Source organism: Enterococcus sp. DIV0561 (assembly GCF_050539875.1).
Taxonomy (GTDB): Bacteria; Bacillota; Bacilli; order Lactobacillales; family Enterococcaceae; genus Enterococcus; species Enterococcus faecalis.
Map to the genome: position 1 here is coordinate 2098030 of NZ_CP172927.1, position 14905 is coordinate 2112934.

Genomic DNA, 14905 nt, shown 5'->3' on the forward strand with positions numbered 1-14905 from the left:
GTCACTCCTACCATCAATTTCCTTCAAATTTATTGGTTCTGTTCTAAAGATAAATAGTACTCATTTTCTAATTTCTGACGTGTTTCATCTGCACTGATATTCAGGACAAAGGCCACAGCAATCGAAATAATCAGCAAACTATTCCCACCTTGACTCAAGAACGGGAAAGTAATTCCTGTTAATGGAATAATCCCAGTAATCCCACCAACATTAATAAAGACTTGAATTAATAACATTGTACCAATTCCAATACACATTAGTGAATTAAAAGGTTTCTTCGAGCGTACACCAACTAAAATAATTCGCGCAATCATAAACATCAACAATCCTAAAATCGCTAGACCGCCGATAATGCCTAACTCTTCTAAAGTAATCGCAAAGATAAAGTCCGTATGTGCTTCTGGTAAAAAGCCTTTTTTCTGAACACTATTCCCTAGACCTTTGCCAAACCAGCCGCCATTACTGATTGCATAATAAGAATTAGCTAACTGATGGCCTAAGTTCCGTTCATCTAAAAATGGATTTTTAAAAACAGCAAAACGATTATAAATATATTGATAACGCGCTGGGAAAATTTTTCCTTTAGACATAATTAATAACTGAATAGCCGTGATACTACCTAAAATGCCCAAGCCACCGACCAAGTAGGTATACATATAATTAATCCCACTTGCTAAAACCATCACGATGGTAATTAATGTTAGAATGGCCGCATTCCCGAAGTCAGGCTGGATTGCAACTAGAGCAATTAATACAAAAACGAGCATCAACGGGCGCCCGGCAGCTTGTTTAAATTGATCTATGCCTCCATTAATTGTCTTTTGTCGCCGTGCTAAAATATAAGACAAGTACCAGACAACCATGATTTTTAAATACTCAGCTGGTTGCATCGAAAATCCACCAATCTCAATCCAACCACGTGCGCCATTAATTTCTTTCCCGATACCAGGAATCCGAACGGCTAAAACCATAACCGTAATTACTGCAATGGCAAACATGATAAAACTTCGATTCTGGAAAACGGATGTTTTCATCTTATAAATAAAAAACATTGCAACTAACCCTACCACCCAAAAGGCAACCTGGTTAATAACGAATGACGTAGGTGAAAAACCTTTCATTACTTGTAATGCGGATGTGGAACTATATACCATAATCAATCCCACGATACTTAAAATTAAATATGGAATAAAAATACTATAGTCTAGCAAATGCCGTTTCTTTACTTTGTTTGGCAAAGCTTAACCCTCCTTGCCAATCTCGTTTTTTTCTTGTGTTTCTTCATAAACATCTGTATATAATTGATTCAATTCGCGTTCTAAATCACTTAGTAAGCGATGTCCTTCATCATTAGTTAAAATCCCCAAACGGGTCGCATAAGTCACTTGTCTTGAAAAACCATACATTTGTGTATCCACCACTTCTTCAAATGCTTTACATTGAGAAATGCACAAACTGTTTTTTTGATTACGAATAAGCATTTTAATGCGTTCTGCATCGTCTTCTAATAATTGAATGGCAAATTTCTTTGAAATTCCTTCGTCCATTTGTACAGAACCTCCCTATCTTAATTAAATAATTATAACATAATTCTCAGTTAGATACATGATGATTTCAGAAAATTTCCTTTAAGAAATTTTCTAAAACCAAGCGATATATTAAGTAAGAAATCTCTTTATATAACAAGCTTATTTTATCAATACAACAACAAATACATTAAAAGACTTTTTTCTTATTTTCTGCTTTTAATTTTAAATAAAATAACAAACTATATCATTTTTTTGTCTCTTGATATTCTTTAATTACTTCTAAAAAGGCGGTGCCATATTTATCTAATTTATTTTGGCCGACCCCTTTTATTTGCAATAATTGAATCGTTGTTTGCGGTAATTTTTCACACATTTCTTTAAGTGTACTATCGGAAAAGACTACATATGGCGGCACGCCTGCCTCTTGAGCCATGTCCATACGTAATTCGCGCAATCGTTCAAACAAGGCATCATCCACTGCTACTTTTCGAACTTTTTGGTCTTCTTTTCGGAAGACCTTCCGTTCCCCTAAGAGCACCTGAACACCTTCTGTCGAGACTGATAACAACGGAAATTGCCCATCAGAAGGAATTAAATAACGTTCTGCTGTTAAATAATCAATCAGCTGTGTGACTTCTTTTTGCGTGCGACCTTTCATTAGTCCGTATGTTGGCAAACGATCAAAATGCCATTGATCAATTTTTTGATCTTTTGAACCAGTCAAGACTTTACCAACTAAGCCCTTACCGAAACGTTCTCCCATACGTTTTACACAAGACAAGACTTTTTGGGCATCGACCGTAATATCGACTAATTCTCGATTATCCAGACAATTCGAGCAGCGACCGCAGTCCGTCCCTTCTTCACCAAAATAGCGTAAAATATATTTTTGTAAACACATTTGTGCATTCGCATATTGTGACATTTCCCGTAATTTCAAGTACTCTTTCTGCTTATAATCAATGGTCATTTCAGATTGTTCAATAAAGTATTGTTGAATTTGCAAGTCTTGTGGAGCAAACATTAACACAGCATCACTAGGCAGACCGTCACGACCAGCTCGGCCGGCTTCTTGATAATAAGATTCAATATTTCCTGGTACTTGTGCATGAATGACAAAACGAACATTACTCTTATTAATCCCCATACCAAAGGCATTTGTTGCTACCATCACTTGCACTTGATCATACAAGAACGCTTCTTGATTTTCACTACGTAGCTGTTCACTCATACCCCCATGATACATCCCAGCCGCAATTTTTTTATTCTCTAATAAATGATAAATTCGTTCAACTTCCTTCCGCGTGCTTGCATAAATAATACCTGATTGCCCAGTATTCATCTTTAAATATTCCAAAAGAAAAACGTCTCTATTTTGATCTTTCACGACTTGAAAAGATAAATTTTCTCGAGCGAATCCTGTTTTGATTTCATTTTCTGATGGAATTCTTAATTGCTTGACAATATCCTCCGCTACTTGTGGCGTTGCTGTAGCTGTTAGTGCAATCACAGTTGGTTGTTGTTGAAATTGATCGATAATCTCTGCTAAACGCAAATAGCTTGGACGAAAATCATGCCCCCATTGTGAAATACAGTGTGCCTCATCTACTGCCAATAAATCAATCGGTACATGTGTCAGCATCTGTTGAAAATCATAAGATTCTAATCGCTCTGGCGCAACATACAATAGCTTGACTTCTTTGTTAACCGCTAATTGAATACGATGATTCATTTCTTGATAGGAAATGGTACTATTGATATATGTAGCTGGAATTCCCATTAAATTCAGGGCGTCTACTTGATCTTTCATTAAAGAAATTAATGGTGAAATCACCAATGTTAAATTATCCAGAAGTAAGGCTGGCAACTGATAACAAATTGATTTGCCTCCACCTGTTGGCATAATGCCTAAGACATTTTCTTGTCGCAATACATGACAAATAATCGTTTCTTGTCCTGGCCGAAAATCATCATAGCCAAATGTATCTTTTAATAATTCTTGTAATGCACTCATTTATTGCGCTCCAATCTTTGTTCTACAAGTCATTTTAACACGCTAATCTAACAGGAACAAGGTGTGTTAAAACAAGACACAATCGTGAAACACCAGTTAACGTGAAACATCAAAAAGAATGAAAAATTGTGAAAGCTTGCTATCAAAAGCTTTCAAAAATAGCGACATTTGCTTGTTGTGGATAACGAGTAGTTATCCACACATAAAAAAATAACCTTATCTTAAAATACGCATTAATTCGTTTTTGCCATCAAAAAAACCAACTATTTTCGCAGTAAAACGAGCATAGTTGGTTTAAATGTTTATTTGTCGAAAAATTATTCAGCTTTATCTGGTACAACTTTATCTGTTTCAATTAAAGGCACTTTCATTTTTTTCAATTCTTGATATCGCTCTGAAGTTTGAACACCGTATACTTGATAACGAATTCCAGAAACATTGAGTTTCTCAATGACCGCTTCATCCGCAATATCATTAGCAACAGATAATAATGCGTTTTTATATGATTTAATTTTTTTTATCTCTTTAGGAATATCTTCTTTTTTGTCACATAGCCATGAGACAGTAGCATCTGGATACTTTTGAATCACAAAATTTCGACTTGGTTCATCACTAATCACAAAAAAGCTACGATCATAAATTTCATATTTTTTTAAGATGTCCATGACATTTTTAACAAAATGTTCATCTAACCAGTTTCCTTTGGATCCATCAACATTAACCATCAATCCATTATTTGCAGCTGCTTCAATTGCTTCTTCAAACGTCGGAATTTTTATTGATGTGTTTTCATATTTAGGATAACTAGCCGTTTTTATACTTACTTTTTTTAATTGTTTCATGGTAAATTTTTCTGATTTTCCCTGTCCATTCGTTGTTCTATCCAATGTATTGTCATGCATTAAATATAATTGACCATCTTTATTGCTACGAACATCAATTTCTACACCATTATAATTCTGGTTAGCTGCTTCATTAATTGCTTCAACAGTGTTTTCTGGTGCTTTATTATGATCTCCACGATGAGCTATAATTTGTGTCTGGTTTTTAGGTAATAAACGTTCAACAGAACTATTAGCACAACCAGTTAATAGAAATACCCCTACTATCAGAGATTTGGCGATTTTATTCACTTATCCACACAACTCCCTTACTTATTAAAAGAAAAAGTACAATAGCCATCGGCATTTTGTACTTTTCAAAAAAATTATTCAGCTTTTTTCTTTTTCTTGTTTGCTTTTTCGCGTTCGTTTTTGTTAAGAATTTGTTTTCTTAAACGGATGCTTTCTGGTGTTACTTCACAGTATTCATCTTCATTCAAGAATTCTAATGATTCTTCTAACGTTAATTTTTTCGGTTTTTTGATGACTGATGTTTGGTCTTTCGTTGCCGAACGAACGTTAGTCATTTGTTTAGCTTTTGTGATGTTCACAGTTAAATCGTTGTCGCGGTTGTTTTCCCCAACAATCATTCCTTCGTAAACTTCTGTCGTTGGTTCAACGAAAACTGTACCACGTTCTTCAATACTCATAATTGAGTAAGTCGTTGCCTTACCAGTATCGATTGAAACTAGCGCGCCTTGATGACGGCCACCAATCGTTCCTTGAATCATTGGTAAGTATTGATCGAAGGTGTGGTTCATAATACCATAACCACGAGTCATTGATAAGAATTCTGTTGAATAACCAATTAAGCCACGAGCTGGTGCTAAGAAGATTAAACGCATTTGTCCGTTACCGGCATTAATCATATCTTGCATTTCGCCTTTACGTAAACTTAGTGATTCAATCACGCTACCCATGTATTCTTCAGGTGTGTCAATTTGAACACGTTCAAATGGTTCACATTTAACTCCATCAATTTCACGTTCAATAACTTCTGGACGAGAAACTTGTAATTCATAGCCTTCACGACGCATGTTTTCAATTAAAATTGATAAATGCAATTCGCCACGACCTGATACAGTCCAAGAATCTGGGCCAATTGGATCAACACGTAAAGATACGTCTGTTTGTAACTCAGCCATTAAACGTTCTTCGATTTTACGAGCGGTGATGTATTTTCCTTCACGTCCCGCAAATGGAGAATTGTTAACTAAGAAAGTCATTTGTAAGGTTGGCTCATCAATGTGTAGAATTGGTAATGCTTCTTGATTGTGAACATCTACAACTGTTTCCCCAACGAAAATGTCTTCCATTCCAGAAACGGCAATTAAATCGCCCGCTTTTGCTTCATCAATTTCCACACGTTGTAGGCCAAAGAAACCTAAAATTTTCGTTACACGGAAATTTTTCACGCTGCCATCTAATTTCATCAACGCAACTTGGTCGCCGACTTTCATTGTGCCACGGAACACACGGCCAATCCCAATACGTCCAACGTAATCGTTGTAGTCTAGTAATGAGACTTGGAATTGAAGTGGTTCGTCTGAATTATCAACTGGAGCTGGCACATGTTCAATAATTTTATCAAAAATTGGGGCCATTGTTGGCTCTTGATCTGCTGGATCATCTGATTCACTTGAAGTTCCGTTTAAAGCAGAAGCATAAACAACTGGGAAATCTAATTGATCGTCGTCTGCGCCTAATTCAATGAATAACTCTAAAACTTCATCTACTACGTGTTCAGGACGAGCAGAAGGTTTGTCAATTTTATTAACAACCACGATTGGTGTTACTTTTTGTTCTAATGCTTTTTTCAATACGAAACGTGTTTGAGGCATTGTTCCTTCATACGCATCGACAACTAAAACAACACCGTCTACCATTTTCATGATACGTTCTACTTCACCACCGAAGTCCGCGTGTCCTGGTGTATCTAGAATGTTGATACGTGTACCGTTATAATCTACGGCTGTATTTTTTGCTAAGATAGTAATTCCACGTTCACTTTCAAGTGCATTGGAATCCATTGCACGTTCTTGTAATTGTGTGTGTCCATCTAAAGTGTCAGATTGTTTTAAAAGTTCATCTACTAAGGTTGTTTTACCATGGTCAACGTGGGCGATAATTGCCACGTTACGAATATCATCTCTGTATTTCAATTTAATTGCTCCTTATCTATATACGCTTATGTTACTTAAGTCCATAAAAGCCGACTGCTTATTATAGCAAACTTTTTTCATTAAAAAAAGGCTTTCGCCTGCAAAAATAATGAAAGTTTTAGAAATTATTCGGCTTTTTCTGAAAACAAGGACATTTTTTTACAAATTTTTCTCTTTTAAAAGAGGAAGAGCCTTACCTTTCAGCAACGCTCTTCTTGGATTATTCCGATTCATTTAAATATCGGGTAAATACTTCATCATAGGTTTCAGGAGTTGCTGCAATAAAGTATTCACGGCCATCAAAAGTTAATGGTTTTCCTGTAATACCAGAGTATTTAAACCCGAATTCCTCCAAAAGTACTAAGCCTGCTGCATAATCCCAAGGACTTAGATTAGATAAATAGCCATGATGGTTGCCTTTTAACATAGCAATAATTTCCAAACCTGCACAACCGCTAATACGCACGCCCATGCTTGCTTGTCCGATTTCCGTTGCGTGATGAATATTTTTTCCATGCATGTAAGCATTCATGCCCCATAATCCATCTGCCAAGGCTTTCATAGTAGGCGCTTTTAATAATTGATTATTCCGATAAACGCCAAGCCCTTTGCCACCCCAATAAAGTTCTTCTCGCATCACATCATAGATAAAACCTAATTTACCAATGCCCTCTTCATAAACAGCTAACATAATACAAAAATTTTCTCTTTCCATCACGAAATTCATTGTGCCATCAATCGGATCGATGATCCACACGCGACCAGCAAAACTTTTTAAGGTGTTGTAGCCTTTTTCTTCCCCTAAAATTTGATCTTCGGGAAAATTTGTTTGAATTTTATTCATTAAAAATTCTTGGGTTTGTTCATCCATATTTGTCACTAAATCAGTGCGGCCATTTTTCTGTTGAACGGTTAACTCTGATTCCAAGTTCATTCGAATCACATCGGCTGCTTCAAAAAGCCAACTTTGAATTGTTTGAACAAATTTTTGCGTTTCAGTCATCTAATCATCCCCCAGCTTTAATTTACCGCTTCCCTGTTTTTTAGCTTGTTGAAGCGTACGATATAACGAATATCCTGAAGCATTTTCAAATTCACGACCTAAGCGTTTTTCTTCGCCGATACTTTTAACGACCGTTTTAAATTGTTGATAAGTTGTTAAAAATTTGTCAACAGGTAAGCCTGTTTCGTTGGCTTGCTCAACTGCTGTCCACATATTAGTGACAATCACCATTTCCTCTGTCGTCCAATCTAAATCTAATGGATATTGATAGTCTTTCATGTCTTCACCTCATCTTCTCTAGTTTAGCATATTTTCATAAAAAAACATCTTATTTACGTCGATTTTTTAATGCGTTAAAGAGAGGATATTCTGCTGTTCCTTTGCGATACAAACTTTGTTGTGAAGCATAAATACCGCTATTTCCTGAACACATAAAACTAATTAAGCAGACCATGAAAAAATAGACCGCCGCTTCACTACCAAATAGTTCAATGCCCATAATGAAACAAGCAATCGGCGTATTCGTGGCGCCAGAAAAAACACCAATAAATCCTAAACCTGCTAAAAAAGGAATTGACAGATGTAACAAAGGGGCCAAAGAACTCCCTAACGTAGCCCCAATTTCAAACAATGGCGTCACTTCTCCTCCTTGGAATCCGGCACCCAAGGATAACACCGTAAAGAATAATTTCCCAACAAAATCAAAAGGCTGCGCATTGCCTGCAAATGCATCTTCTAATAAAGGTAAACTCAAGCCTAAATAACGTTGGTTGTTTAAGACGAGCACAAACAGAACGACAATGGACGCCCCAAGAAACGCACGAAGGTAGACATTAGCAAACCAATTTGCGTAGGTCTTTTTTAAAAAGACAATGGAACGACTAAAAACCCAACCTGCCAAGCCAAAACAAATCGATGCCAAAAATAATTTTACGAATAGCTCAACCGACCAAGTCGGAATTTTACCCATCGGATAATGCGTATGTGTTACACCAAAACTTTCAGTTACAAAATTAGCAAATAAGCCTGCAAAAAAACTTGGGAAAAGTGCCTCTGCACGAACTTTTCCAATCGCCAAAACTTCTAATCCGAAAACCGTTCCCGCTAATGGTGTGCCAAAAACAGAACTAAAACCTGCACTAATTCCGCTAATAATAATTACTTGTCGTTCCAAAGCGGACAGTTTAAAGACTTTTCCTACAGCATTTGCGATTGCGCCCCCCATTTGCACCGCCGTCCCTTCACGACCAACAGAACCACCAAATAAGTGCGTAGTAATCGTGCCAAACAACGTTAAAGGAATTAAGCGCAAGGGAATATCTTCTTCCCCGCCATTGCCTTGTTCAATCACTAAGTTATTTCCTCGGCCAGCATTTTTCCCAAAACGCGTATAGAAATACGTAAAAACGACACCGCTAATGGGGAGGATAAAGAGTAACCAAGGATTTGCTAAACGAACATCTGTTACATAAGTGAGACTCTTTAAGAAAAAGGCGGATAACGCCCCCATAAATAAACCAATAATTGCGGTAATGAGCAACCATTTTGTCATATACCCGCCAATTGATAGTAGTTGCTTTGTTTCTTTTTTCACTTTACATGCTCCTTTACAATTTTCTTATCGCCGATCCTAGCGTACAGAAAAAGCCTACCAAAGGGTACACTTCTCCCGTTTGGTAGGCGTCATTAATTTATTCGTCCAATAAATAGTTCGTGGTGAACACCATCACCATGTTGCTATTAAACTATTAAAAATAATACCACGCAACTCTGGAAAGTGCAATAAAAAATCAATTGCGTTCCGTTTTTATCCACGTAGTATTACCTTTAATAAATCGATAATAAGCCATTACTACACTAACAAATAAAATTAAGTACATGTAGGAAATAGTAAAAGGTAAACTAATTAGCCCCAATTTTGCCGGTACTGCTAATTGAAAACTTTTCAACTCGCGATAATAGTTGATTGTAAAAAAAATGCCGAAAACGAGCGAAATACTGACAGCCAAAGCAAAACTAATACCTAGAGATAACGAAAAACCTAACCTATACAAGTGTTGCAGTTGAAGCCCAGTTAAAACAAAAACGAGAATTCCTGCGACGAGATTAATAAAGGGTTGCGCTAAAAAATAATAGATTCCGCACTTCTGTCTTAGCGTTAATGACTTTGATTTGATCACCCTGGGTAAATACGCTAGACAATCTAAATTCCCTTGGACCCAACGGCTTCGTTGCCGAATAAACCGCTTCACATCCTTTAGCGCTTCTTGAGCCATAAAGGCCTCATCAATATAAGCAATCGATAACTCTTTCAGCATTAATTTAATGGTTAACTCATAGTCATCCAACAAAGCATTTCCCCAAGGCTGATAGCCTAAGTGTTCGGTAATCATGGATAACCGAAAAAACTGACCATTGCCACCAAGTCCGATGGTTTTTGTTGCTCGACGCGCCTTTTGAATAAAATTATTAATCGTAAAAAACTCAACATCTTGTGCAATAAACATAAAATTTGTGACATCTTTCATTTTGATTCTTGTTTGTGCAGCACAGATTGTCGTATCTGCAAAAACATCAGTTAGTTCATTGACAATATTCTCACTAAAAAAACCATCTGCATCCACTACTCCCACCAATATTTGATTTCTTGAGTAGTCTTTTTTTTCTGCATCGGCTAATACAATTTGGAAAGCGTGGTTCAATGCGGCGCCTTTGCCTTGTTGTGCATTGGGAAATTGACGAGACAGAACTTGGATTGGACCAGCAATACTGTCCATCATTGCTTTGGTTTGGTCCGTTGATCCATCATCAATCGCAATTATTTTTTTCTGAATTGGTAAAGCAACCAGTTTTTTTAATGTTCCTCCGATGACTTTCTCCTCGTTTACACACGGTACAAGAAAGTAGCAGAAAAATTCTTCTGCTACTTCGACTTCTCTTCTTGTTTTTTTTCTTGTTCGAAAACTGAGAAATAAACTTGTAAATAAATAGGTTAAAAAGATGAACATAATTACTTTGTATAACTGATATAAATAACTCATGTAATTTGACCTCTTTTAAAAAAATAACGGTATAGAATGTAGGAAGTGACGATTGAAAGAAGAATAACACCAATTAAATCAGTCACAAAAAGGGCGCCCGTTGAAATCACCCCAAGTTTAGGTAAAGCGGATTGACTCATTAAATACTCCTTTCTCTCTATTTGTTTTTTACCAACACACCACCACAATGACCATGACACATCCCCCATAATAATATCTTGGCGGATTATAGTACACAGGTGGATTATAGTTAGTGATTGGCGGCACATAGGGCCAATATGTTGGTGGCGGTGGATTATAAACTGGTATTCTGCGATTTTCTCGAACAATTGCTATTGTTTGACCCGCATGATTTTGCATCAGACTGACGCGTGTTGGCGTAGTATTTCGTGAATAACCAGCTGGCGCTTGAACTTCTCTAATTTCATACACTCGGTTTACGGATAGTCCACTGATAGTAACTGTACCATCCCTCCCAGTTGTCACTCTTTGTGTATAGCCATTAGTTGTATCTTTCCATTCAAAAACAGCGCCCGCTAAACGTGTTTTTGTTTCAACATCTTGTTTAATAATTTTGATAGCACCGTAGTTTGCTTTATTGTTTAACACTAACGTATACGTTTTTGTGCCTTGACCTCGTAAATCAATCCGATGGACCTTCCTATCCAACGCATACCCAGTTGGCGCTTGAATCTCGGTGATTTCATAAATACGATCCGATGATAATCCTGGAATCAGTACTTCACCATTTCCATTTGCTGTAAATGTTGCAGTATAATTATTGGTGGTATCGCGAAATCTGAATTTCGCTCCTGCTAAACGTTTTCTTGTATCCGTATCTTGCTTAATAATTTTGATGGCACCTTTTTGTGCTTGATTATTTAAGACTAATGTATAGGTTTTACCACCTTGTCCACGTAAATCAACTTTATAAACACGTCTATCTATGATATAGCCATTCGGCGCTTTGATTTCTGTGATCTCATAGATACGATCACCGGCTAATCCAGGAATCAGTACTTCACCGTTTCTATCCGCTGTAAACGTTGCAGTATAATTATTGGTTGTGTCTCGGAATTTAAATTGTGCGCCTGCTAAACGTTGTTTCGTATATCCATCTTGCTTAATAATTTTGATGGCGCTTTTTTGTGCTTGATTATTTAAAACTAATGTATAGGTTTTACCACCTTGTCCACGTAAATCAACTTTATGAACACGTCTATCTATGATATAGCCATTCGGCGCTTTGATTTCTGTGATCTCATAGATACGATCACCGGCTAATCCAGGAATCAGTACTTCACCGTTTCTATCCGCTGTAAACGTTGCAGTATAATTATTGGTTGTGTCTCGGAATTTAAATTGTGCGCCTGCTAAACGTTGTTTCGTATATCCATCTTGCTTAACAATTTTGATGGCGCCTTTTTGTGCTTGATTATTTTTGGTAAACGTGTAGGTTTTGCCAGCATAATTCGAAGGTAAAAGAACTCTATGCACCGTTTTGTCAAGTATATAACCATTTGGTGCTTTTATTTCTGTAATTTCATAAATCCGGTTGACGGAAAAATTATACAAAGTTGCTTCACCATTAGTATTAGCAGTTACTACGCCTGTATTCCCATTCACTGTGTCACGCCATCTAAATTGTGCACCTGCTAAACGTTGTTTTGAATAACCATCTTGTTTTACTAATTTTAAATTGCCACGTAACGCAACATTATCAATGGTGACTGTCACTACTTTATTAGCTTGTGCAGTTGTTAAAGTGACTTTATGCACGGTTTTATCTAGTACATAGCCTGCGGGTGCTTTTGTTTCCGTAAGTTCATACGTACGATTGACGGATAAATTGGGAATTGTGACTGTTCCATCGGTTCCAACTGTCACTGTTCCTGTCTTTCCTGTCACCGTATCTTTCCACTGAAATTCTGCGCCTGCTAAACGTTTTTTGCTGTCTTTATCTTGTTTGACAATTTTGATGGAACCTTTTTGCGCTACATTATCAATGGTGACTGTCACTACTTTATTAGCTTGTGCAGTTGTTAACGTGACTTTATGCACGGTTTTATCTAGTACATAGCCTGCGGGTGCTTTTGTTTCCGTAAGTTCATACGTACGATTGGCGGATAAATTGGGAATTGTGACTGTTCCGTCGGTTCCAACTGTCACTGTTCCTGTCTTTCCTGTCACCGTATCTTTCCACTGAAATTCTGCGCCTGCTAAACGTTTTTTGCTGTCTTTATCTTGTTTGACAATTTTAATAGAGCCAGTTTGTACTTGCTGCGTATTCTTCACCCGATATGTTAAAGTGTAGTCGGCTTTTCCAGCAAATGAAATAGGATGTTTAGTTTCGTCTAATTCATAGCCATTAGGCGCCTTCGTTTCAACTAAATAATATTCTCCATCAGGTGATAAGTTTGAAAATAACAGTTCGCCATTTTCATTCGTGACACCTTTTTCTATTAAATTATCTTTTTGGTCGTACAACGAAAACTCAGCACCCGCTAAACGCTTCGCCTCATTATTTTCATCTACTTTTTCTACTTTTAATTGATTTTCTAAACGTGTATTTTCTTTTTTCAGACGAATCGTCTGAGTTTGGCCTGATTTAATTTCAAATGATACTGGCGTTGCATCTAATTTATAGCCGGGTGGTGCTTTAACCTCAATTAATTCATATTGATCAGGTTCTAAACCAGCTAAACGGATTTGTCCAGATTGATTGGTCCTTAAATTCTCTTGAATAACTTGTTGTGTTTTTTTATTCACAAGTTTGAAAATAGCGCCTTGCAGCACTTCAGCTGTCTCTGCGTCTATTTTTTCTAAAATAACACCACCTTGACCTGTTCCTCCACTATTTTCATCAGCAGTGATATAAGCGATGTCTTCATCTTCCCAAGCATCGAATCCCTCATTAGAAATACGCATATAGGTGTAATTTGATAGTAAGGCATCACTTGGAATATTTTCATTTGGAATTGTTTCTAAATAAATATAATAGGCGTTTTTGTTAGAAAGATAACTGCCCGTAGCCGTTGGTATTCCTTCAAATTTCTCCGCTTCATAATTAAGTCCGCTTTTAGAAGCATGTTTTTGGAAAAATTGACTAGCATCGTAACTGTATTCATCATGCTCTAGATTCCGAATCATTTCACCATTTACTTCTAAAATAGGCTGCTTGGTGAGATACGCGGCAATACTGTCAACAGCTAATGTTTGGTTTGGACCTACATTATCTAAAAATTTAAAGGTTGTTTTTTCTGAACCTGAAAGTCCTGCTTGGTTATAGTTAAAATAGATGACCCAAGCAACTCTTCCTTCTGGCGTAAAACCTAAAGGAACTTTCCGAACGAGCTCAGTTTCTGGAACTTTCTCAACATATTGCCCAATGTTAATCATTGCAACTTTTTGTGAATCACCAAAAGTAAAAACGACTTGATCTTCAAAATCTTCTGATAAATTTTGATTATATCGCAATTTCAGTTGTAAGTTAGCAGAGTAATCTGTGATTGTTTGTAAGGCTTTAATCGTCCAAGTACCATCATCATTTGGAATCACTTGGAGTGCATCTCCAATTTCAAAAGGCGTCATTGAATAGGAATATTTTTCACTAGCCATTTTTAACGTAAGGACCTCGCCCTTTGTTAATTCGGAAATTGATAATGCCAAGGAAACAGTTGCCCAATCTTTTGTTGCAACTATTTCCGTCTTATTTTCTGGATACTCCACAGATATAGACCGAATTTGCGGTCCACTTTCATTATCCATCGCATAAGAAATAATACTTGTATTAGATCCTAAAATAATAAAGATAATTAAACAAAGTGAAAATAACTTATTAATAATTTTTTTCATTCATCACAATCCTTTCAATATCAATATGTGTCTTTTTAGACACTAATTCACTAAAAAAAATAGTCATAATTTCTTCATTCTTCAAATCCAACAACTGTGAAATCAATTTAATATCCGCTGCTTTGAAAACAACTTCTCCTTTTAATTTTTTGTAAATCGTTGAAGCGGATATTGGTTGTCCGTATGCAGTCATTTCATTTGCCAACCACTCAACATTTTTTCCTTTCATTCTCAATTTTGAGTGTATTAAATTTGATTCCATTTTACTCTCCCCCTTTTTCACTCTCAGTGTCTAATAAGACACAGAAATTATATCATTTTGTGAAAAAAACGTCAATATCATTAAAATCAAATAACTTTTTTGTTATATTTGTTATATCTACTTTCAAAAAAACATGTTTCTTTTGCGACACTTTTTGT

At 36.5% G+C, this 14905-nt stretch carries 11 protein-coding genes and 1 riboswitch; all 11 genes read right to left on the minus strand.

Annotated features, from left to right (window positions below; genetic code table 11):
- Nucleotides 1-29: 29 nt before the first annotated feature.
- Nucleotides 30-1238 carry an FtsW/RodA/SpoVE family cell cycle protein gene (locus IGM13_RS10075; protein ID WP_033591652.1) on the minus strand — a complete coding sequence of 403 codons (1209 nt, stop codon included), beginning with the start codon at nucleotides 1236-1238 and terminating at the stop codon, nucleotides 30-32.
- A 3-nt stretch (nucleotides 1239-1241) separates the two neighbouring features.
- Entirely contained in the window at nucleotides 1242-1547 is a 306-nt protein-coding gene (locus tag IGM13_RS10080; RefSeq protein WP_002356684.1) for a YlaN family protein, read from the minus strand.
- Nucleotides 1548-1773: 226 nt separating this feature from the next.
- Nucleotides 1774-3543, minus strand: a complete 1770-nt coding sequence (gene recQ / locus IGM13_RS10085) for a DNA helicase RecQ (protein ID WP_002420024.1) — start codon at nucleotides 3541-3543, stop codon at nucleotides 1774-1776.
- Between the two features lie 317 nt (nucleotides 3544-3860).
- Nucleotides 3861-4676, minus strand: a complete 816-nt coding sequence (locus IGM13_RS10090; RefSeq protein ID WP_002382728.1) for a glycerophosphodiester phosphodiesterase family protein — start codon at nucleotides 4674-4676, stop codon at nucleotides 3861-3863.
- Between the two features lie 74 nt (nucleotides 4677-4750).
- Nucleotides 4751-6586, minus strand: a complete 1836-nt coding sequence (typA, locus tag IGM13_RS10095) for a translational GTPase TypA (RefSeq protein WP_010715382.1) — start codon at nucleotides 6584-6586, stop codon at nucleotides 4751-4753.
- A 220-nt stretch (nucleotides 6587-6806) separates the two neighbouring features.
- Nucleotides 6807-7589: an inositol monophosphatase family protein gene (locus tag IGM13_RS10100; protein ID WP_002420023.1), complete on the minus strand. Its 783-nt coding sequence runs from the start codon at nucleotides 7587-7589 to the stop codon at nucleotides 6807-6809.
- Nucleotides 7590-7868 carry a UPF0223 family protein gene (locus IGM13_RS10105; protein WP_002356679.1) on the minus strand — a complete coding sequence of 93 codons (279 nt, stop codon included), beginning with the start codon at nucleotides 7866-7868 and terminating at the stop codon, nucleotides 7590-7592. It abuts the gene before it with no gap.
- Between the two features lie 49 nt (nucleotides 7869-7917).
- Complete coding sequence (locus IGM13_RS10110) at nucleotides 7918-9183, minus strand: voltage-gated chloride channel family protein (RefSeq protein ID WP_002420022.1); 1266 nt, start codon at nucleotides 9181-9183, stop codon at nucleotides 7918-7920.
- A gap of 76 nt (nucleotides 9184-9259) precedes the next feature.
- A riboswitch (Fluoride riboswitch) is annotated at nucleotides 9260-9329 on the minus strand.
- Between the two features lie 50 nt (nucleotides 9330-9379).
- On the minus strand, nucleotides 9380-10630 hold the full coding sequence (locus IGM13_RS10115) for a glycosyltransferase family 2 protein (protein WP_002420020.1): 1251 nt from the start codon (nucleotides 10628-10630) through the stop codon (nucleotides 9380-9382).
- Between the two features lie 168 nt (nucleotides 10631-10798).
- Nucleotides 10799-14485: a SpaA isopeptide-forming pilin-related protein gene (locus IGM13_RS10120; protein WP_430598707.1), complete on the minus strand. Its 3687-nt coding sequence runs from the start codon at nucleotides 14483-14485 to the stop codon at nucleotides 10799-10801.
- Nucleotides 14469-14747 (minus strand): hypothetical protein, encoded by a 279-nt coding sequence (locus IGM13_RS10125; protein ID WP_010816664.1) that lies wholly within the window; start codon nucleotides 14745-14747, stop codon nucleotides 14469-14471. Before IGM13_RS10125 ends, IGM13_RS10120 begins: the two co-directional genes overlap by 17 nt.
- Between the last annotated feature and the right edge of the window lie 158 nt (nucleotides 14748-14905).